The organism is Promicromonospora sp. NFX87, assembly GCF_048564965.1.
In the GTDB taxonomy this organism is placed as follows: Bacteria; Actinomycetota; Actinomycetes; order Actinomycetales; family Cellulomonadaceae; genus Promicromonospora.
The window spans coordinates 2060874-2081569 of the sequence record NZ_CP183413.1 but is presented as its reverse complement, the minus strand read 5'-3'; the positions used below and the strand labels follow the sequence as shown (position 1 = coordinate 2081569).

Annotated in this window: 20 protein-coding genes and 1 pseudogene; 6 read left to right on the top strand and 15 right to left on the bottom strand. The window is 71.4% G+C overall.

All coding sequences use genetic code 11. The annotated features are described in order from the left end of the window. Window positions 1-79 precede the first annotated feature (79 nt). The 8 genes and pseudogenes from pafA to ACNYC2_RS09275 all read right to left on the bottom strand — a co-directional run bounded on the left by pafA (window position 80) and on the right by ACNYC2_RS09275 (window position 9465). Window positions 80-1441 (bottom strand): Pup--protein ligase, encoded by a 1362-nt coding sequence (gene pafA / locus ACNYC2_RS09310; RefSeq protein ID WP_116675647.1) that lies wholly within the window; start codon window positions 1439-1441, stop codon window positions 80-82. 320 nt (window positions 1442-1761) lie between these two features. Next, window positions 1762-2472: pseudogene (gene prcA / locus ACNYC2_RS09305) on the bottom strand (proteasome subunit alpha); the annotation flags it as partial. After that, a complete protein-coding gene (gene prcB / locus ACNYC2_RS09300) occupies window positions 2469-3314 on the bottom strand; it encodes a proteasome subunit beta (RefSeq protein WP_419706738.1) in 846 nt (281 codons plus the stop codon). The gene prcB and the pseudogene prcA, both read right to left, overlap by 4 nt. Further along, window positions 3304-3501, bottom strand: coding sequence for a ubiquitin-like protein Pup (locus tag ACNYC2_RS09295; protein ID WP_116675649.1), 198 nt, complete (start codon window positions 3499-3501; stop codon window positions 3304-3306). The genes prcB and ACNYC2_RS09295 overlap by 11 nt, the downstream gene beginning before the upstream one ends. A 96-nt stretch (window positions 3502-3597) precedes the next feature. Then, window positions 3598-5259, bottom strand: a complete 1662-nt coding sequence (gene dop, locus ACNYC2_RS09290) for a depupylase/deamidase Dop (RefSeq protein ID WP_419707802.1) — start codon at window positions 5257-5259, stop codon at window positions 3598-3600. 142 nt (window positions 5260-5401) lie between these two features. After that, window positions 5402-7063: a proteasome ATPase gene (arc, locus tag ACNYC2_RS09285; RefSeq protein ID WP_419706737.1), complete on the bottom strand. Its 1662-nt coding sequence runs from the start codon at window positions 7061-7063 to the stop codon at window positions 5402-5404. 141 nt (window positions 7064-7204) lie between these two features. Next, a complete protein-coding gene (locus ACNYC2_RS09280; protein WP_419706736.1) occupies window positions 7205-8218 on the bottom strand; it encodes a tRNA (adenine-N1)-methyltransferase in 1014 nt (337 codons plus the stop codon). 74 nt (window positions 8219-8292) lie between these two features. Continuing rightward, the gene (locus tag ACNYC2_RS09275; RefSeq protein WP_419706735.1) at window positions 8293-9465 is read right to left on the bottom strand and encodes a site-2 protease family protein; all 1173 of its coding nucleotides are present in this window, start codon (window positions 9463-9465) and stop codon (window positions 8293-8295) included. A 93-nt stretch (window positions 9466-9558) separates the two neighbouring features. On the opposite strand from ACNYC2_RS09275, the gene ACNYC2_RS09270 reads away from it, so the two are divergent. Continuing rightward, window positions 9559-10476: a RecB family exonuclease gene (locus ACNYC2_RS09270; RefSeq protein ID WP_419706734.1), complete on the top strand. Its 918-nt coding sequence runs from the start codon at window positions 9559-9561 to the stop codon at window positions 10474-10476. A 56-nt stretch (window positions 10477-10532) separates the two neighbouring features. On the opposite strand, the gene ACNYC2_RS09265 is transcribed toward ACNYC2_RS09270, so the two are convergent. After that, window positions 10533-11222, bottom strand: coding sequence for an HAD family hydrolase (locus ACNYC2_RS09265; protein ID WP_419706733.1), 690 nt, complete (start codon window positions 11220-11222; stop codon window positions 10533-10535). 99 nt (window positions 11223-11321) lie between these two features. On the opposite strand from ACNYC2_RS09265, the gene ACNYC2_RS09260 reads away from it, so the two are divergent. Continuing rightward, window positions 11322-11942, top strand: a complete 621-nt coding sequence (locus ACNYC2_RS09260) for an HD domain-containing protein (RefSeq protein ID WP_419706732.1) — start codon at window positions 11322-11324, stop codon at window positions 11940-11942. A gap of 18 nt (window positions 11943-11960) precedes the next feature. On the opposite strand, the gene ACNYC2_RS09255 is transcribed toward ACNYC2_RS09260, so the two are convergent. Then, entirely contained in the window at window positions 11961-12503 is a 543-nt protein-coding gene (locus ACNYC2_RS09255; protein WP_419706731.1) for a hypothetical protein, read from the bottom strand. A gap of 127 nt (window positions 12504-12630) precedes the next feature. Then, window positions 12631-14961, bottom strand: coding sequence for a protein kinase domain-containing protein (locus ACNYC2_RS09250; RefSeq protein WP_419706730.1), 2331 nt, complete (start codon window positions 14959-14961; stop codon window positions 12631-12633). Between the two features lie 186 nt (window positions 14962-15147). Between ACNYC2_RS09250 and ACNYC2_RS09245 the strand changes: the two genes are divergently transcribed. Continuing rightward, complete coding sequence (locus ACNYC2_RS09245; protein ID WP_419706729.1) at window positions 15148-15561, top strand: hypothetical protein; 414 nt, start codon at window positions 15148-15150, stop codon at window positions 15559-15561. A 15-nt stretch (window positions 15562-15576) separates the two neighbouring features. Beyond that, entirely contained in the window at window positions 15577-16224 is a 648-nt protein-coding gene (locus tag ACNYC2_RS09240) for an HD domain-containing protein (protein ID WP_419706728.1), read from the top strand. 54 nt (window positions 16225-16278) lie between these two features. Here the strand turns inward: ACNYC2_RS09240 and ACNYC2_RS09235 are convergent, their stop codons facing one another. Together ACNYC2_RS09235 and ACNYC2_RS09230 are read right to left on the bottom strand one after the other, a co-directional pair. Next, window positions 16279-16752 (bottom strand): NUDIX hydrolase, encoded by a 474-nt coding sequence (locus ACNYC2_RS09235; RefSeq protein WP_419706727.1) that lies wholly within the window; start codon window positions 16750-16752, stop codon window positions 16279-16281. Continuing rightward, window positions 16752-17513 carry a helix-turn-helix domain-containing protein gene (locus ACNYC2_RS09230; RefSeq protein ID WP_419706726.1) on the bottom strand — a complete coding sequence of 254 codons (762 nt, stop codon included), beginning with the start codon at window positions 17511-17513 and terminating at the stop codon, window positions 16752-16754. The genes ACNYC2_RS09235 and ACNYC2_RS09230 overlap by 1 nt, the downstream gene beginning before the upstream one ends. 150 nt (window positions 17514-17663) lie before the next feature. Between ACNYC2_RS09230 and ACNYC2_RS09225 the strand changes: the two genes are divergently transcribed. Both ACNYC2_RS09225 and ACNYC2_RS09220 read left to right on the top strand, forming a co-directional pair. Next, a complete protein-coding gene (locus ACNYC2_RS09225; protein ID WP_419706725.1) occupies window positions 17664-17951 on the top strand; it encodes a hypothetical protein in 288 nt (95 codons plus the stop codon). 105 nt (window positions 17952-18056) lie between these two features. After that, window positions 18057-18935 carry a PAC2 family protein gene (locus tag ACNYC2_RS09220; RefSeq protein WP_357509691.1) on the top strand — a complete coding sequence of 293 codons (879 nt, stop codon included), beginning with the start codon at window positions 18057-18059 and terminating at the stop codon, window positions 18933-18935. Window positions 18936-19014: 79 nt separating this feature from the next. Here ACNYC2_RS09220 and ACNYC2_RS09215 read toward each other — a convergent pair whose 3' ends face one another. After that, window positions 19015-19230, bottom strand: a complete 216-nt coding sequence (locus ACNYC2_RS09215) for a hypothetical protein (RefSeq protein ID WP_116675661.1) — start codon at window positions 19228-19230, stop codon at window positions 19015-19017. A 111-nt stretch (window positions 19231-19341) separates the two neighbouring features. Further along, entirely contained in the window at window positions 19342-20652 is a 1311-nt protein-coding gene (gene mshC / locus ACNYC2_RS09210; RefSeq protein WP_419706724.1) for a cysteine--1-D-myo-inosityl 2-amino-2-deoxy-alpha-D-glucopyranoside ligase, read from the bottom strand. Window positions 20653-20696: the final 44 nt, after the last annotated feature.

Genomic DNA, 20696 nt, shown 5'->3' with positions numbered 1-20696 from the left:
CCCACGACGCGACAGCGCCCCCGGAACGACGGGTGCCCCGGGACCGGCCCTGTGGCCGCTCCCGGGGCACCCGCGACGCTCACATGCTCTCGATCAGGCGCTCCACCCGGTCGTCGACGCTCTTGAACGGGTCCTTGCACAGCACCGTGCGCTGCGCCTGGTCGTTCAGCTTGAGGTGCACCCAGTCGACCGTGTAGTCCCGGCGGGCCTCCTGGGCCGCCCGCACGAAGTCGCCGCGCAGCTTGGCCCGCGTGGTCTGCGGCGGCAGGGCCGTGGACTCGAAGACCTCCAGGTCGGTGGTGACCCGCTCGACCATGCCGCGGGCCGCGAGCAGGTTGTACAGCCCCTCGGTGCGGGAGATGTCGTGGTAGGCCAGGTCGAGCCGGGCGATGCGCGGGTCGTCGAGACCCATGCCGTGCTTCTCCTGGTACCGCCGGATGAGCTTGAGCTTGATGGCCCAGTCCAGCTCCCGGTCGATGAGCGACAGGTTCTCCGCCTCCAGCGCGCGCAGCCCCCGCTCCCACAGGTCGAGCACCTGCTTGACCACCGGCGTGACCTCGAGGTTCGCCTCCACGAGCTCGCGGGCGCGCTCGTAGTACTCCGACTGGATCTCGATGGCCGTCATGGTCCGGCCGTTGGCCAGCGTCACGGCGTGCTTGCCCGTACGGTCGTGGCTGATCTCCCGGATGGCACGGATCGGGTTCTCGAGCGTGAGGTCCCGCATCGGGACCCCGGCCTCGACGAGCCGGAGCACGAGGTCCGTCGAACCCACCTTGAGCATCGTGGTGGGCTCGGCCATCGAGGAGTCGCCGACGATGACGTGCAGCCGGCGGTACAGCTCGGCGTCGGCGTGCGGCTCGTCACGGGTGTTGATGATGGGACGCGACCGGGTGGTGGCGCTGGAGACCGCCTCCCAGATGTGGTCGGCGCGCTGCGACAGGCAGAACACCGCGCCGCGCGGCGTCGAGAGCACCTTGCCCGCCCCGACCAGGATCTGCCGCGTGATGAGGAACGGCACGAGCACGTCGGACAGCCGCGAGAAGTCTCCCGACCGCCGCACCAGGTAGTTCTCGTGGCACCCGTAGGAGTTGCCCGCCGAGTCCGTGTTGTTCTTGAACAGGTGGATCTTGCCCGGCAGGTCCTCGTGCTCGAGGCGCTGCTGCGCGTCGGCCACCAGGCCTTCGAGGATGCGTTCCCCGCCCCGGTCGTACGAGACGAGCTGGCGCACGTCGTCGCACTCCGCCGTCGCGTACTCGGGGTGCGATCCCACATCGAGGTAGAGGCGGGAGCCGTTCCTCAGGAACACGTTCGAGGAACGGCCCCACGCCACCACCTTCCGGAACAGGTAGCGGGCGACCTCGTCGGCAGACAGGCCACGCCCGTCGTCGGCAGCGCACGTCACGCCGTACTCGGTCTCGAGACCGAAGATCCTGCGGTCCATGGACTTCCCCTCCCTGTTCGCGGAACGTGCTGCTATCGGTCGGTGCCGGGCGAGTCGCCGGAGGTACCCGGCTCCTCGTCGGGCTTTTCCTCGCTCGGGGACTCGTCGGTGGTGTCGTCAGCCGGGGTCGATGCCCCCGCCTCCGGCGTGGCGGTGCCGGTCTCGGTGCCGGCCTCGCTGCTCGTCTCGCTGCTCGTCTCGGCCGCGTCGGCGGGATCGGTCGCCTCCGGCGGCACGGTGTCCGCCGTGCCCAGGCCCGGCGTCGCCGAGCCCACCGCGACGTCGTCCGACGGCGGAAGGTCGTCGGACGGCACCGTCTCGCCCTCCGCGGGCTCCGCGCCGTCGGCGAGCAGGTCGGCCAGGACCTGACGCGTCAGACGTCGGAACGACCGGCGCGGCCGGTCCCGCTCCAGGACCGCCACCTCGAGCTGGGCGGCCTCGATGGTGCGCGACGCCGAACCCTCGCCCGAGCCCAGGGCCGCCACCGCGAGCCGCAGGGCCTCGCCGAGCGACATGTCCTCGCGCCAGCCCTCCTTGACGCGCCGGCCGAGCTGCTCGGCCTGGCCGCCCATGACGACGAAGCCGTGCTCGTCCGCCACCGTGCCGTCGTAGGTGAGCCGGTAGATCTGGTCGTCCGCCGACTCGGCCCCCACCTCGGCGACGACGATCTCCACCTCGAGGGGCTTCGACTCGGTGATGAACACGGTGCCGAGCGTCTGCGCGTACGCGTTCGCCAGACCCCGCGCCGTCACGTCGGACCGGTCGTAGGAGTAACCGCGCATGTCGGCGTACCGCACACCGGCCACCCGCAGGTTCTCGAACTCGTTGTACTTGCCCACGGCCGCGAAGGCGATGCGGTCGTAGATCTCAGAGATCTTGTGCAGCGCACGCGAGGGGTTCTCGGTGGCGAACGCGATACCGCCGTCGTAGGCGAGCACCACCACGGACCTGCCGCGGGCGATGCCCTTGCGGGCGAAGTCCGCCCGGTCCTTCATCAGCTGCTCGGGTGAGACGTAGAACGGCATGTTCATGCGAGGTGCCCCCTCTCTCGGCGCTGCGCCACGATGTGCTCCGCGACGCGCGCGACCTCGGCGTCCTCGACGCGCTGGTAGCCGTCGGCGGACACCGTGGCGACCACGGGGAAGATCCCGCGGACGGTGTCGGGGCCGCCCGTAGCGGAGTCGTCGTCCGCTGCGTCGTACAGCGCCTCGACCGCCACGTGGACGGCGGCCTCCGCGTCCATCCCCCGCCGCCAGAGCTTCTTCATGGCGCCCCTGGCGAAGAGCGAGCCGGAGCCGATGCCGTGGTGCTCGTGCTCCTCGTAACGACCGCCCGTGGCGTCGTAGCTGAAGATGCGGCCGGTCTCCTTGTCCAGGTCGTAGCCGGCGAACAGCGGCACGACCGCCAGGCCCTGCATCGCCATGGGCAGGTTGGCGCGCAGCATCGTGGCCAGGCGGTTCGCCTTGCCCGTGAGCGAGAGCAGCGACCCCTCGATCTTCTCGTAGTGCTCGAGCTCGAGCTGGAAGAGCCGCACCAGCTCCAGCCCGATACCCGCCGAACCGGCGATGCCCACCGCCGAGTACTCGTCGGCCGGGAACACCTTCTCGATGCTGCGGCTGGCGATCATCGGCCCGGCGGTCGCCCGGCGGTCGCCCGCCAGCAGGACCCCGCCGTCGAAGGTGAGGGCCACGATCGTGGTGGCGTGCGGGGCAAGGGTCGCCGGGTCGGTCACACCGGCCGGCATGACTCTGTTCATGGGGAGGCGGTCGGGGGCGTGCTCGGCCAGGAAGTCCACGAAGGACGACGATCCCGGACGCAGGAACGCGTCCGGGAGTCGTCCTGTGGTGCGGTCCGCGCTCAGGTCACTGCCCACCCTTCTGGACGAATCCACGAACGAACGACTCGGCGTTGGTCTCCAGCACCTCGTCGATCTCCTCCAGCAGGGCGTCGACCTCGTCGTCGTCCTTCTGCGCCGCCGCAGCGGCGGGCGCCGGGGCCTCCGCGTCGTCGTCCGGAGTGCGGTCCTCGTGTGACGGGTTGATTCTTTCCTGACCGGCCATGATCGCCTCCTGGTGATTCACTGACGTATTACTGGTCTCGAAGCCTAGGCCCTGACCTCATGTATTGACCCTAGGCGGTGACACTGACATCCACGGTCACCTTCTTCCGGAGAGTCCCGCGAGCAACGCCGCGGCGTCGGGGCTCGCGTCGAGCAGCGCGCCGATGTGACGGCGCGTGCCACGGGTCGGGTCGAGCATCGGCACGCGCTGCAGGGCCTGCGACCCGTCGACGTCGAAGATGACCGAGTCCCAGCTCGCCGCGGAGATCTGGCTCCCGTAGCGGGCCATCACCTCGCCCCTGAAGTAGGCGCGGGTGTCGGTCGGCGGGTGCTGCACCGCTCGCGCGACGCTCTCCTCGTCGACCAGCCGGTCCACCGCCCCCTTGGCGAGCAGCCGGTGGTAGATGCCCCGCTCGGGCCGCACGTCGGACCACTGCAGGTCCATGGCGTGCAGGCGCGGGTGGTCCCACTCCAGGTTGTCGCGCGAGCGCAGGCGGTCCAGCAGCCGCAGCTTCGCGACCCACTCGACCTCTCGCGCGCAGGACGCCGGATCGGTGCCCAGCCGCTCGACGACGGACGCCCAGCGGTCGAGCACGGCGTCCGACTCCGCGTCCGTACCGAGCACCTTCAGGGACCGCCGGACGATGTCGGTGACCTCGCCCTGGACCTCGAGCGCGGTCATGGTCCTGCCGTCCGTCAGGTCGAGCCGCGCGGTCAGCGCGAGGTCGCGCGAGACCTTCTGCACGTCGCTCACCGGGTCGGCCAGCCGGAGGGCGCCGAGCTCTGCGCGCGCGTCCACCCCCGCCTCGGCCAGCTCGTCGAGGTGCTCCAGCACCCACAGCACGAGCGACGTCGTGCCCGTCTTGAGGTAGGTGGGCACCTCCATCAGGTTCGCGTCACCGAGGATGAGGTGCAGGCGGCGCCACCGCTGCCGGTCGGCGTGCGGCTCGTCGCGGGTGTTGACGATGGGCCGGCGCAGCGTGGTCTCCAGGCCGATCTCGGCCTCGATGTAGTCGGCGCGCTGGGAGATCTGGTAGCCGGCGGTGCCGCTCGTCGCGCCGATGCCCACGCGGCCGGAACCCGTGAACACCTGCCGGGTGACGAGGAACGGCGTGATGAGCTCGGCGAGCGTCGTGAAGGGCAGCGACCGGTCGACGAGGTAGTTCTCGTGCGTGCCGTAGCTCGCACCCTTGCCGTCCACGTTGTTCTTGTAGAGCACCACCTCGCTGCCCGGGAAGCCCGCGAGCTCCCGCAGGGCCGCGAGCATCACCCGCTCGCCGGCGACGTCCCAACGCACGATGTCCTCGGGTGACATGACCTCGGGCGAGGAGTACTCGGGGTGGGCGTGGTCCACGTACAGCCGGGCGCCGTTCGTCAGGATGACGTTCGCGGCGCTCGGGTCGTCGTACTCCTCGGCGGCGGGCCGCTCGACCTCCTGCGTCGAGCCGGACCGGCGTCGGCCACGGCCAGGCAGGCCGGGCTCCACCACCGGCACCTGCCCCGTGACCGGACCCGACGGAGCGGGCCGCGCCGGGTCGTCGGTCAGCATCGAAGGCTGCGCCGAGGCGCGGTCGAGATGGAACCCGCGCGCGTCCTGCAGCGGGTCCTCGTCGTCGTAGTCCCAGCGAGCCTTGCCACCCCGGCCCTCGGAACGCGTGGAGATCGCCCGGTAGGTCGTCACCACCTGGCTGGAGAGCAGCATGGGGTTGGCCAGTGGACGGCCTGGCTGCAGGACTCCGTACTCGGTCTCTATGCCCATCACACGACGTACGCTCACGTTCACCACCCTATGCCGCAGTAGTCCCGCTGGTCGGTCACTTGATCAGCCGCGCTGACCGGTCGCGCCGATCAAGCAGGGTCCGCGCCCGCTGGACGGACACGGACCCTGCCTCGACGTGCTGTCAGAGGTACTGACCGGTGTTCTGGACGGTGTCGATGGTGCGCGGCGTGGCGCCCTCGCCCTTCTTCTGGACGATGGTGCGGATGAAGACGATGCGCTCGCCCTTCTTGCCGCTGATGCGCGCCCAGTCGTCGGGGTTGGTCGTGTTCGGGAGGTCCTCGTTCTCCTTGAACTCGTCGACGCACGCGGTCAGGAGGTGCTCCACACGGATGCCCTTCTGCCCCGTGGCCAGGAAGTCCTTGATCGCGTTCTTCTTGGCACGGTCGACCACGTTCTGGACCATCGCGCCCGAGTTGAAGTCCTTGAAGAAGAGGGTCTCCTTGTCCCCGGACGCGTAGGTGACCTCGAGGAACTGGTTCTCCTCGTCCTCCGAGTACATCCGCGACACGACCGACGTGATCATGCCGTCGAGCGCCTCGGCCATGTTGTTGCCGTACTCGGCCAGGTCGTCGGGGTGGATCGGCAGGTCCTTGGTGAGGTACTTGCCGAAGATCTCCTTGGCGCCCTCGGCGTCGGGCCGCTCGATCTTGATCTTCACGTCGAGACGTCCCGGGCGCAGGATGGCCGGGTCGATCATGTCCTCGCGGTTGGACGCGCCGATGACTATGACGTTGTCGAGCCGCTCCACGCCGTCGATCTCCGCGAGGAGCTGGGGCACGATGGTGGTCTCCACGTCCGAGGAGAGGCCCGTACCGCGGGTGCGGAACAGGGACTCCATCTCGTCGAAGAAGACGACGACGGGCATGCCCTGGCTGGCCTTCTCCCGGGCACGGGCGAAGATCAGCCGGATGTGCCGCTCGGTCTCGCCGACGTACTTGTTGAGCAGCTCCGGACCCTTGACGTTCAGGAAGAAGCTCTTCACCTCGGGGTTGCTCCCGTTGGCACGGGCCACCATCCCGGCGAGGGAGTGCGCAACGGCCTTGGCGATGAGCGTCTTGCCGCATCCGGGCGGGCCGTACAGGAGCACGCCCTTGGGCGGGCGCAGCCCGTGCTCCCGGAACAGGTCGGGGTGCGCGAAGGGCAGCTCGACCGCGTCGCGGATCGCCTCGATCTGCGGGCCGAGGCCACCGATGTCCTCGTACTCGATGTCCGGGACCTCTTCGAGCACCAGCTCCTCGACCTCGGACTTGGGCACGATCTCGAACACGAAGCCGCTGCGCGTGTCGACCGTGAGGGAGTCGCCCACCCGGAGCGGGGAGTCCATCAAGGACCCGGCGAGGCGCACCACGCGCTCCTCGTCGGCACGGCCGACCACGAGCACGCGGTCGCCGCCCAGCATCTCCTTGACGGTCACCAGCTCGCCCGTGCGCTCGTACTCGCCCGCCCCGACGACCGTCATGGCCTCGTTGAGCTTGACCTCCTGGCCCGGGCTCAGCCGCGTGACGTCCAGGCTCGGGCTCGCGGAGACGTGCATCTTGCGGCCGGCGGACGAGATGTCCACCGAACCGTCGGTGTGCGCCCCCAGGAACACGGCGTACGTGCCCGGCGGCTTGGCGAGATCGTCGAGCTGCTTCTTCAGCTCGACGATCTGATCGCGCGCCGCGCGGAGTGCCTCCGCCAGACGCTCGTTCTTGGCTGAGAGGAGGGCAATCTGGCGCTCGTAGTCGCGGTTTGGCAAAGACTCATGCTCGGGATGGTTGTATCCTGACGTGTTCTCGGTCATGACATCCCCTCTCGTAGGGCCCGGGAGGCGACCATATGACGCAAACGCCTCCGAGAACAGCACCTTAAGCACAGTCACTGACACACCGGGAGTAAGAACACCCGTTTGAGACGTCCGGGGTACGCGATCGTTACAGCCCGTTCACGCGGGCGGGAGGTTCGCGTCCTCCGGTGCCACGCCGAGGTCACGGCGAACCTTGCGGACCTTCTTGTCCGATATGGCGCGCTCCCCCAGCTCCTCCGGAGTCCACTCCGCTTCGGCCGTCGCGGGGTACGCACCCTTGGCAGGACGCCGTTTCCGCTCGGGTGCGACCACCCCGTCGGCCATCCGGCGGGCGATGATGAGGAAGCCCGTGTGGCCGATCATCCGGTGCTCCGGACGCACGGCCAGACCCTCGAGGTGCCACCCGCGGATCATCGTCTCGAAGGCCGCCGGCTCGGTGAACCGGCCGTCCGCACGCAGATCTTCCGCTGTGCGCGAAAGTTGTGTCGTGGTGGCCACATAGCAGACGACGACGCCGCCGGGGGCGAGCGCCGAGGCGACCGCGTCGACGTTCTCCCACGGCGCGAGCATGTCCAGGACCACGCGGTCGACGGTGCCCGGCTCGGCCACCTCGGGCAGCACGTCGGAGAGGTCACCGACGGACAGCTCCCACGCCGGGTGCGGCCCGCCGAAGAAGGTCTCGACGTTGCCCTTGGCGATGGCCGCGAAGTCCTCGCGCCGCTCGATCGAGTGCACGTGCCCGGCGTCGCCGACCGCACGCAGCAGGGACATCGTCAGCGCGCCTGAGCCGACGCCGGCCTCGACGACACACGCGCCCGGGTAGATGTCGGCCATGGCGACGATCTGCGCGGCGTCCTTCGGGTACACGACGGCTGCGCCGCGGGGCATCGACAGCACGTAGTCGGCCAGCAGCGGGCGCAGGGCGAGGTACTCGATGTTGGCGGTGTTGACCACCACGGAGCCCTCGGGCTGCCCGATGAGCTGCTCGTGCTTGAAATAGCCGCGGTGCGTGTGGAACGTGCCGCCGGGCTGCAGCGTGATGGTGTGCAGGCGATTCTTGGGGTCGGTCAGCTGGACCTTGTCGCCCACTCGGAACGGGCCGCGGCGCTGCTCGGCGCCGGTGGCGACAGGGGTGTCGGTGGGTGTGGTCACGACCGACCATCTTAGGCGCTGGGCCGGGGCCGCGCGTGCGCCGGGTTCGGCCCGGCCCGGGCCAAGGCGGAGTGTCAGGTGGCGCGGATCGCCCGGGCGACGTCTGCGAGGTCGAGCACGCCGGTGACCCGGCCGTCGTCGACGACCGGGACGAGCCTCGCTCCGCCCGACCGCTGGGCCAGCTGCGTCAGCAGGTCGGTGCCCGACAGCGCCGGGGGCACGGCCGACCCCGGCACGAACGGCACGGCCACGGCGTCGACCAGGGTCACGCCGCGGGCCGACTCCGGGACCGCCGTGACGGCGCCGCCGTCGATCACCGCGATCGGGAGGTCGCCGTGCCCCACGACCACCACGTAGTGCGACGGCGTGCCGCCGCCCGCTGCCGCCGCCCGGGCGTCCAGGGCATCGGCGACGGTCGAGCCGAGCGGCACGAGGACGGCGGGTCCGGCGAGCCCGGCGGCGGTCAGCCCGTCGACCGCCTCCCTGCGCCGCCCGTTCGTGATCGCGGCGCCCGCGCCGGCCCAGAGGAACGCCCCGATGAGCGCTGACCAGAGGACGGTGGTGAGGCGCGGTGTCGTGCCCTGCAGGAACGGCACCGCCAGCGCCCAGACCAGCACGCCGACGGCGACGACGCGGCCCACCCAGCCGGCCACGATCGTGCCGGTCGTGCGCTTTCCCGTTACGGCCCAGACGATGGACTCGAGGATCTGGCCCCCGTCGAGCGGCAGGCCGGGGAGCAGGTTGAACGCGCCGACGAAAGCGTTGGACGCCGCGCCGGCGAACAGCAGGAGCATCGGCACGTTCTGCACGGCCGTGGGGTCCCACGCAAGCCAGAATCCGGCCGCGAGCGCCAGGTTTGTCAGTGGCCCGACGACGGCGACGAGGAAGCCGTCGAGCGGTCGGCCCAGGCCACCGGTGTAGGCGGTGTGGCCGCCCCAGAGCGTGACGGCGAGCTCGGTCACGTTCTGGCCGCGTGCCCTGGCGACCAGTGCGTGCGCGGCCTCGTGCAGGAACACGGAGCCGAACAGAAGCAGCACGAACACGAACGCGACGGCGTAGGCACCCGCGCCGAGCCCCGGCGAGAGCGCCTCCGCCGTGGGAGCGAACAGGAGGGTCAGGACGAGTGCTGCGAGGAACCAGGACCGCGTGACGATGACTGGTGCCCCGGCCACGCGGCCGATGACGAACCCTTTCGAGCGCTGCGGGGCGGGAGTTGCGGGCGTGGAGGCGGGCTCCGAGGTGGTCACCGGACAAACCTAACCGCCCTGTCGCCGTCGGGGGTACGGCGCGCTGTGGATGGCTGCCCGGGGATGTCGGTGACCGCACCTAGGGTTGGGGCCATGACGACGACGGAGGTATCCCAGGAGCCGGTCCCGGACGTGACGGCGGAGGCGGTCGACACCGTGTCGGTCGTGCGTGCACCGTCGCGGCCACCGGCTCTGTCGCCGTCCCGCGCGAACGACTTCATGCAGTGCCCGCTGTTGTTCCGGTTCCGCACGGTGGACCGGCTGCCGGAGCCCCCGTCGGCCGCCGCGGCGCGCGGGACGCTGGTGCACTCGGTGCTGGAGCGGCTGTACGACGCCCCGCTGGGTGAGCGCACCCTGGCCGCGGCGAACGACCTGCTGCCCGGCGAGTGGGACCGGCTGCTGGAGGCGGACGACCGGTACACGTCGCTGTTCACGGACGGGGTCGGCCCGGACGGGCAGGACCGGGCGGGCTGGCTCGCGGGCGCCGGTTCCCTGCTCGGCACCTATTTCACGCTGGAGGACCCGAACCGGCTCGAGCCGGCGGAGCGGGAGCTCCTGGTGGAGTCACAGCTCGACGGCGGCCCGCTGCTGCGCGGCATCGTGGACCGCCTGGACGTCGCGCCGACCGGCGCCGTGCGGGTCGTCGACTACAAGACCGGCAAGTCGCCGCGGCCGGGCTACGAGTCGTCGGCGGTGTTCCAGATGCGGTTCTACGGGCTCGTCCTGTGGCGCGAGCGCGGGGTGCTGCCCAAGATGCTGCAGCTCGTGTACCTGGGTGACGGCCAGGTGCTGCGCGGCGAGCCGACCGTCGAGCAGCTGGAGCACACCGAGCAGAAGATCCGCACCATCTGGTCGGCCATCGAGGACGCCGCCCGGACCGGCGTGTGGAAGCCTCGGCGGACGAAGCTGTGCGGCTGGTGCGCGCACCAGTCGCTGTGCCCGGAGTTCGGTGGCACTCCCCCGGAGGTCCCGGAGGGCGCGATCCCGCTCCGCCTGGGTATCACCGTCTGACGCTGCGGCGGTACCAACCGTCGGGCTGGCTCAGCGGGCCGGCTCAGCGGACGAGCTCAGCCCAGCAGGTCGATGACCTCGCCCGACGCGATCCGCGCGAGCGTCTCGAGGTCGATCTGCTTGAGCGAGGCCGCCCGGTTGAGGCCCGGCCGGGGCGGCACGGGCACCTCGGCGGGCACGCCCAGGGTGCGCGCACCCGAGGCGAGCGCGGACGTGATCCCGGGGTGGGAGTCCTCGATGGCCACGCAGTCCTCCGGCCGGGCACCGAACAGGCCGGCGGCCACCAGGTACGGCTCCGGGTCAGGCTTGCCGTGGGTGACCTCGTCACCGGTGACGAGGTGGGCGAAGGTTCCGGCGGGTGCGCCGTCGGCCACCACCTCGGCCTGGCTGCGGTAGGACATGGTGACTATCGCGCACGGGACCTGCGCGGCGCGCAGCTCCTCGAGCAGCTCCAGGACGCCGGGCCGCCACGGCACGCTCTCGCGCAGCTGCTCGTTCACGCGGGCCACGAGCCAGGTCACGATCTCGGCGGGCTCGAGCGGCACGCCGGCGTCGCGCAGCATGGTGCCCGTGGTCAGGAGCGCCTGCCCGACGGCGCCGAGGGCGTCCTCGTGCGTCCAGGTCGCACCGTGCGCCGCGACGATCTCGCGCTCGGCGCGCATCCAGTAGGGCTCGGTGTCGACGAGGGTGCCGTCCATGTCGAACAGGACGGCGGCAGGAAGGACTGCGGAGGAGTCGCGAGGCACCGGCACATCGTAGGTGTCGACGTTGTACGGCCGGTAACCAGCGAGGGTCCCGCGTGTGACGAGCCGACGAGCCACGCGGGAATGCCGGACGATAGCGCCATGACGCACACCGCCGCATCCGGCATCGCCGCCTTCACCTTCGAGATGGGCGTGCTCAAGCGCCTGCGTCGTTCCGGCTGGTGGCAGGTCGGGGTGCGGGACCCGGAGTCCGTCGCCGAGCACAGCCTGCGGGTCGCGCAGCTCGCGGCGCTGCTGGCCGCCGAGGAGGGCGCCGACCCGGCGCGCGCCGCCTACCTCGCGCTCTGGCACGACTCCCAGGAGACCCGCATCACCGACCTGCCCCACACGGCCCGCCCGTACGTCACCAAGCCGGACAACGTCGCGGTCACGCGGGACCAGGTCGCTCCCCTGCCGGCCGCCGCAGCAGCGACCGTCGTCGACGCCGTGACCGAGTTCGAGGCGCAGCAGACGCCCGAGGCGCGGTGCGCGCGCGACGCGGACAAGCTGGAGTGTCTGGTCCAGGCGGTCGAGTACCGGCACGGCGGCCAGGCCGGGGTGCAGGAGTGGATCGACTCGTCCTACGCGGCCCTGCGCACGGAGGTCGCGAAACGGGTGGCGGACGCCGCCCTCAGCCTCTCCCCCATGAGCTGGCGGGACATGAGCCGCCAAGACATGAGAGGGCAGGACGTGAGCCGCCAGGACACGAGCCGCCAGGGCTGAGGCGAGCGCCGGACGGCTTCAGTCCGCGAGGAGCCGCTCGGCGCGCTCCGCCTGGCCGGCGTCGAGCTCGGTCCGGTCGAACGCGGCGACCGCCTGGTCGAACGTCCGGTTCACGACGGGCTCGATCTCCACGACGCCGACCGGGGAGACCATCGCCTCGTCGTACTCCGCGATCCATGCGTCGATGTGCGCCACGTAGGCGTCGCGGGCGCGGTCTAGCTCGCCGCCGTCGGGCAGGCTCACGGCCTCGGCGTCCTCCTTGGCCGTCAGGACCTCGGCCCGCGCGTCCTCGGCCAGCGCGGGCACGTCCTTCATGAACGCGGTGGCGAGCTCCTCCTGCTGCCGGGCGTCGGAGGTCGCCTCTATCTCGTCGAACCGCTGCGCGATCTCGTCGATGTAGTCGCGCATCGTCGACTCGCTGTGTTCCACGGCGTCGAGCAGCACGTCAGCGGGCTCGCTGCTGCGCTCGGCCTGGGACCAGGCGATGCCGCTCCCGGCGCCGGCGACGACGAACGCTCCGACAGCAGACAGCAGTGCCCGGTGATTTCGCAGGTTGCCCATTACTTCATACTCGCCCGAACCAGGGGTCCTCTGCGCACCTCCCAGTGTGATTCGTGGCGGAGCAATCCGACATTTACTCCCGTTTCGGGCGAGGAATCTCGCTCGGGCGTCCCCTCGCCGGCAGAAGTCAGCGCAGGCGCGCGGTCTCCAGGCGCTCCAGCCGCTCTGCTGCCAGCGCCGCCCGGTTCATGCCGGCGCGGATGTAGGGCGCGTCCGTCCCGGCGCTCTTCGGGTAGAAGATGCCCAGGTTGATGAGGCTGACGAAGCACGCGTAGACCAGCTCGTCGTGCACCAGCCCCAGCGACAGCAGCGTGCCGATGCCCACGATCGGGACCAGGTAGACCGCCACGGTCGGCTGCCACGCCGCCAGCCGCCCGAGCGTGGCGATCTCGCCCCGCGGCACCGACGAGAGCCCCGCGGCACGGGCGCGCGCGTTCGTGTCCCACGCGAACCAGAGGCAGGCCTGGACGACCACGGCGAAGGTGACGTGCCCGACCAGGGTGCCGAGCGGCCACCAGTCACGCTGCACGAGCGTCGGCAGCACCACGTAGACCGCCGGCAGGACCGCCAGGGACCGCAGGCCCACCTCCGCGGCCACTGCCCGCACCCTCGCAGCCCGCCCGCGCGGCACCGCCCAGACCGTGCTCAGCTCGGCGAAGACGTTCAGGTACAACCGAGCACTGACCAGCGCGAACGTCAGCGTGACGAGGCGTACCGGGAGGTTTCCCCAGGGGTCGGGGATCGGGTAGTCGTCCGCCCGGACGTCGTCGAGGAACCCCAGACCGATCCCTGACGTGCCGGACACCTCGTCCGCCATCTCGAACCACCTCGCCTGCCAGGACAGCCCCAGGTCGCGTGACCACCACGTCACGACCAGCGCGGTCGCGGACCACAGGAGCACGGCACAGAGCCAGGCCCACCGCCGCAGCCGCCGGGCCTGCCGCAGGTGTACCGCACTGGTGCGGTCGCGCACCTGGCCGCTGCGTACCTGCAGCATCCGCCGCTGCCGGGCCACCGTCCCGGCGCCGGGCGACAGGTCCACCAGCCGCTGGAGACGGCTGCGCGGGCGCTCCCTGCCGTCCTGTTCGAGGATCGCCACCTCGTCCCGGAAGACCCTGCCCACCTGCTCGAACGTGGGGGCGGCCGGATCGACCGGCGTGACGAGCAGCCGGCGGCGCGGGTCGGCGTCCGTCAGGTCCTCCAGCAGCCTGGCCAGGCCGACCGCGGCCACGTAGAACTGGTCGGGCACCGTGCCGTCCGCGTTGTGCGGGATCCCCGCGACGCTGATCAGCAGCGCGCCCAGCGAGTAGAGGTCGGCGCGCGGGTGCCCGACGCCGTCGCGCCGCACCTCCGGCGCCGCGTACGCCCCGTCACCTCTGACCTGGCCCGCGATCGACCGGGCGTGCAGATAGCTGACACCCAGGTCGACGAATCGCAGGCGGAACCGGTCCGGCTCCTGTTCCCGTTCCGTCTCGACGATGATGTTCGACGGCGTGAGGTCGTCGTGCCGGCGACCCTCCCGCTCGAGGTCGGCCAGCGCGGTCAGGAGGGCGCCGCCCACCTCGCGGAGCGCATCCGTGTCGACGGTACGGAGGATCTCCCGCGCGGGGGCCGGCGGCCGGGTGGTCGCCAGGTGCGCCAGGTGCTCGCCGAGCGTGCGACCACGGATCAGGTCCATGAGGATCCAGCTGTCGTGGCTGGCCCACACGCGCACCGCCGGCGAGCTGTCCTCGGCGTCGAGCCTGCCGTGCTCGGCGAGGTAGCCCCGCGTCGCGGCCGTGATGACGGGGATCGCGCGGTACGGGTGGATCAGGCACTTCAGCGCGAACGCGGCGGTCCGGCCCTGCGACGGTGCGGCGGCCCGGCCGGTGAGGATGATCGACGTCGTGCCGTGCCGGTAGAACTCGAGGCTCGCGACGTCGATCGCCGCCCACTCCGCCCGCGTCGCGGCGGACGGCGCAGCGCCCGCCCGCGAGCCCTTCGCCCCTCCGCCGCGCGTGCTCAGCGGCGCGTCCGGATCGTGCAGCGCGACGATGGCCCGGCGCACGTCGGGATCGGCCACCAGCGCGGCGCTCAGGTCCTGCGCCGTCGTGCCCGCCAGCGTGACGTCCGGCGCCGCATCACCGTGGAACCGCATGCGGTCCGAGCAGTGCATGGCGACCAGGGTGAGCAGGTAGAAGCCGAGGAACCCGACGGCACGCGGATCGAGCGGACAGGCGGCGTCCCGCTCCGACCACCAGCGCCACAGGTCCTCGATCTCCGCGCGGCGGGACACCTGGAACCGGTCCGCGTACGCGCGCTCGTCGAGCGGGACCTCCAGCAGGGCGACGTGCCAGTCCTGGGTCCGCCAGCCGTTCAGCGCGGTCGGGCGCACCGACCCCGCCGGACGCCCGGTTCCGGCCGCGCGACCGGTCAGCTCCCCCACGACGGCGGTGAGCTGCTCGAGCGTCGCCCTCACCGCCGCCACCTGGTCACGACCCTGGACGATAGCGGAGCCCTTGCCCCGCGGGCCGGGCAAACGCGCCGGTCGGCGGACCACGCAACTCACAGCCTCACCGCGCGCACTGCGACGTCCTGGGTGATGCTGGCCCACGATCGGCGGCCATGGCCGACGACCCGGTAGCACCGACGAGGAGGAATGACCGTGTTCGGACCCGATTTCTTCGAGCGACTCTCGCAGCGGACGTACTACGACCTCGACGGCAACCCGATCACCCAGGACCAGTGGTCGGTGCTGCGCCGCGGGGCCGGCAGCGGCCACGTCGCGCGCGACCACATCGGCTTCTACCACGTCTCCACCGTCTGGACCGGTATCGACTCCACGGCTTCGGCGGACGACGACAACGGCCACGCTCACGGCCGTACCCCGCTGATCTACGAGACGATGGTCTTCGTCGAGCGGCTCGACCCGGACGGCATCCTGTCCGAGGACGACAAGCTCGACTGCACCGAGGAGTACGCAGAGCTGCACGCCACGCGCGACGCCGCGCTCGCCGGCCACCACCGCACGACGGCGATGGTCCGCGACTGGATAGTCAACGGCCGACCGGAGCTCTGACGACGGAGGTTCAGGATGCAGACCAGCACACGTCCCCTGACCGCGCCCTTCGCCGCCCGTCGCGCCGTGCGCGGCACGGCGATCTACGGTGAACCGATGCACGGAACCATCCCGCGGGAGCTGGACCCCGCGGGCGCACAGGCACTGCTGACCGCGCTCTTCGAGCCCGGCGCCGACCGCCTCGCGCACTCGAGAGGCGTCGGCCGCCGTGCCGAGCAGGTCGCGCGCGTGCTCGGCAGCCCGGACCTGCTCGTCTCAGCCGCCTACCTGCACGACATCGGCTACGCCGCCGCGGCCCTGGACACCGGCCTGCACCAGCTCGACGGCGCCCGCTACCTCGCGCGGCTGGGGGCACCGGCGGAGCTGAGCGGTCTCGTCGCGCACCACACGGAGGCCACCGTCGAGGCCGCGGAGCGCGGCCTGGACGACGCGCTGCGGCGCGAGTTCCCCGAGCCGGCCCCCGAGCTGCTGGACCTGCTCACCTACTGCGACATGACCACGTCGGCCCGGGGCGAGCCGGTAACCGTCGACGAGCGGTTCGAGCGCATCTACGACCGCTACCCGCCCGGCCACCTCGTGTCGCGCAGCATGCACGACGCAGAGCCACGGCTGCGCCGGCTCGTGTCCGGGATCGAGCGCCGGCTGGGGCTGCCCTTCAGGTGAGGCCCGTCAGGTGAGGCCCGTCAGATGAGGCCCAGCAGCCTCGGGTGAGCCCGGTCAGGTCAGGAAGGGCATCGTCCGCGCCGGGTCCACCGCGTGCTCGATCCGCAGCCGCATGGAGGGGTGGATCTCCAGCTCGCCGAGCCTGTCGACCTGCTGCCACACGACCTCGCTCGACTCCAGCGAGGTCCGTGCCGCGCCCCCGGTGACCGTGCCGCGCATGCAGATGGAGAACTGGGCGCGGACCTCGCCGTCCGAGTACACGATCACGTGCCGGGGATCGGTGTAGATCCCGACCAGGCCGGTGATCCGCACGCGGTACCCGGTCTCCTCCTCGGTCTCGCGGACGCCGGCCTCGCGGACCGTCTCCCCGGGGTCGATACCCCCGCCGGGCAGCGCCCAGAGGTCGTTGTCGGTGCGGTGGATGAGCAGCAGCCGTCCGACGTCGTCCCGGACCGCCACCGTCACCGACGGGACCACGGAGTTCACGGGCGGAGCGGCAGGGTCGTCGAAGTAGTCGAACCGCATCATCACGCCACCCTGTCCGAGTCCTCCGTCCGAGGCCATGCCTCCAGAGGTTTGGCGGCCGCCCAGACCCGCTCGAACCCGGCCTGGTAGGCGGGCGCCATCGATGCCTCCGGACCGTCCTTGAGGTGCAGCAGCGGGTTGGCCCCGGCGGGCGAGCCCCACACGTGGGTGTTGACCAGCAGGTCGTCGTCGAACCGGAACGTCGTGGCGTAGAGCGTACGGTCGTGCAGACGCACCTCGACGCCCGGTGTGCCGAGCGCGGGCGCCAGGTAGGCCAGCACCAGCGCGATCCGCCCGGCGAGGCCCGTGCCGCCCTCCTCCTGCGTGCGGACGGCGACAGCGGCGCCCTCCGGGTCACCGAGCAGCAGCCGCACCTGCACGCCACGCGCCGCCATGGTGACGATCTCCGTCGTGAGGTCGAGGGTCTGGTCGGGCAGGAACGTCGCGGCGAACGCGTGCAGCTCGAACCGCTGCTCCACGCCTGCGAGGAAGGCGCGCCAGGTGCCGGCCGGCATGGCGCGGCGCGCCGGGTACACCCCGACGATCTCCTGCGCCGCGGCCTCGGCCCGGTCGACGTCGCCCCACAGCGCGGCCACGTCGCAGCCCAGGGCGTCGGACACCGCCACCCGATGGCGCGGGTGCGGCGTGCGGCCCTGGGCCACCCAGCGCTCGACCGTCTTCGGGTCCACGCCCACGGCAGCAGCCAGCCGCACCTGGCTCAGGCCTGCCTGAGCCATCGCTGCGACCAGTCGTTGATTTCTCATCGTGAATACCCCCAGGGACGTATCTATCACCGAAACGTCCCGAGCGCTGCCGATGGCACGTCCCGTGCTTTGACGCACAGTTGTCTCAGCCAGTTGCCCCGTGCCCACCTTCGTGCCGTCCCCTGCCCGATCCACGCTCCGGAGAGTCTCGTGAACCCCATTGCGACGCAGTCGGTCACCGAACGTCTCGGCGATGTCATCGATCTGCTGCGGCACGTTCGCGCGGACTGGATAGAGGTACTGACGGTCACGCCGGAGCGGGTGTGCCTGCAGCCCTGGCACCTGGACGACGGCGAGAGCATCGCCCGCGCGCTGGGCCTCGACCACGCGATCGACCAGCGCATGATGGAACCCGGCTACACGCTCTGGACCGGTACCTGGCGCGGCGTCGAGGTCCAGGTCCGGGGCGCGCTGCGCGCCGGCGTCCCGGTGCTCTGACCTGTCCCTCGGACCTGCCGGCGACGTCCGCGCGCCAATTCGCCCGTCGGCGAACGCGACCGCGCCCCTGGCCACGCCGGGCGCCCCACACCATAGGCTGGGGGGATGACCGACGCGCATCACGAGCAGCCGGAGCAGGCCTCGCCTCGCCAGACCGTGCTCCTCGCTGCCTTCGAAGGTTGGAACGACGCGGGGAGTGCTGCCACGTCGGCCCTCACGCACCTGGCCGAGGTGTGGGGCGCAGAGAAGGTGACAGAGCTGGACCCTGAGGAGTTCCACGACTTCCAGGTCAACAGGCCGTACATCTCGCTGGACGACGACGGCAAACGCTCCATCACCTGGCCGACGACGTCCATCTCGGTGGCCCAGGTGGGCGAGCGCAAGGTGGTGCTGGTGCACGGCGTCGAGCCGTCGATGCGCTGGCGCAAGTACTGCGAGGAGCTGCTGCAGGTGGCCGACGACCTCGGGGTGCGGACGGTGATCACGCTCGGCGCCCTGCTGGCCGACGTGCCGCACACGCGGCCGATCCCGATGACCGCGACGTCGGACAGCGTTGGCCTGCAGGCGGTGCTCGACATCGAGGCCAACACGTACCAGGGACCGACCGGGATCGTCGGCGTGCTGCAGCACGAGGCGGCCCAGCGCGACCTGCAGTCGGTGAGCCTGTGGGCGGCGGTGCCGCACTACGTCGCCAACCCGCCGTCGCCCAAGGCGACGCTCGCCATCCTCACGCGCGTGGAGGAGATCCTGGGCGAGCCGGTCCCCATGGGTGAGCTGCCCGACGACGCCGCGGCCTGGCAGCACGGCGTGGACGAGCTGGCGTCCGAGGACTCGGAGATCTCCGAGTACGTGGCGCAGCTCGAGGAGGCGAAGGACACCGCCGAGCTCCCGGAGGCCTCGGGCGACGCGATAGCGCGGGAGTTCGAGCGCTACCTGCGCCGGCGCGACACCGGAGGCAAGGACAGCGGTCCCGAGAAGCTCTGACCGGCAATCGACCGACACAGCAAAAGAGGCCTGAGCCCAGCGGGCTCAGGCCTCTTTCATTCGGTTTCGACGGTTGGGTTCACACGCTGCTGGAAATTGGTTCGATCCGCACTCCGGCGTCCGGACCGTGAAATCCCACCCACGTCTCGAGACACCGTGCGGCGTCTTCTACGCGGTCATAGACCGGTGCATATCCTGGTCCGTTGCGCACCACGCGATAGCGCGTGCTGCACCGGGGCGTCGTCGTGACGGTGACCCGGGTCTCACCCGTGAAGTCTTCCTCGTACTCCGTCATGTTCCCCATCCTGCCCCGGGTTAAATACAAACGGAAGCAGGGGTCAAAACTAACCCGTCCGGCGTCTGGCGTGGCGCTGGCCTACCTGGCGCAAACCGGACACTCAACTGCTTAAAGACGCACTCCGAGCAGGGCATTTACCGTACGGGCCATGACTCCCGGAGCGCCCTCCTCGTCCGCGGACGTATCCCGCGTGGGGTCGAGGGAAACCTCGGCCCAGGCGTCGACGGCCGCCAGCGCGGACGGCGCGTCGAGGTCGTTCGCGAGCGCCGCGCGGACCGCGGCGAGGGTCGCGTCGGCCGACGGGCCGCCGTTGCCCGAGACCGCGTCACGCCACCGGACGAGCCGCGCCTCGCCGTCGGGCATGGAGGTCTCGTCCCACTCCCACTCGGTGCGGTAGTGATGGGCCAGCAGGGCCAGCCGGATCGCCATCGGGTCGTGTCCGGCCTCGCGCAGGCGGGAGACCAGGACGAGGTTCCCGAGCGACTTGCTCATCTTCTCGCCCTCGTAGCCGACCAGGCCCGCGTGCACGTGCGTACGCGCCCCTGCGGGCTCTGCGCCCTCGGGGACCGGACACAGCACGCGCAGGTGCGACGTCGACATCTCGTGGTGCGGGAACAGCAGGTCGGAGCCGCCGCCCTGCACGTCGAACCGCTCCCCCGCGGCCAGGCCGAGCCCGTCCCGGGCGATCACCGCGCACTCGATGTGCCAGCCGGGGCGTCCGGTGCCCAGCGGACCGCCGTCCCATGCCGGCTCGCCCGGACGCTCACGGCGCCACAGCAGCGGATCGAGCGGGTCCTTCTTGCCCTCGCGGCCGGGGTCGCCGCCGCGCTCGGCGAAGTCGGCGAGCGCCTGCGAGCGATCGAGCCGCGCGACGGTCCCGAAGCGGGGGTCGGCGGTGAGGTCGGCGTAGACGTCGCCCAGCTCCGGCGTCGTACCGCCCGCACCCGGCTCCAGCGGCACGCGGTACGCGGCGCCCGACTCGAGCATGGCGGCAACGGCCTGCGCGACGTCGGGCACGGACTCGACGGCCCCCGTCCACGTCTGCGGCGGGATGACGCCGAGCGCCGTCATGTCCTCGCGGAACAGCGCGGTCTGGGACGCCGCGAGCTCGCGCCAGTCGACGCCCGTCGCCGTCGCGCGCTCCAGCAGCGGGTCGTCGACGTCGGTCACGTTCGAGGTGTAGACGACGTCCTTGCCCGCGTCGCGCCAGGCGCGGACCAGCAGGTCGAACGCGACATAGGTGTTCGCGTGCCCGATGTGGGTGGCGTCGTACGGCGTGATACCGCACGCGTACAGCCGGGCCTGGGGCCCCGGCGCCGCCTCGACGAGCTCACCGGTCGACGAGTCGTGGACCCGCACCGGGTCGGAGACGGGGAAGCCGGGAAGCTCCGGGACTTGGGGTGTGGGCCAGGCGTGCACCGACCAACGATAACCGCCGCCCACGGCACTCCCGGACCACGTCA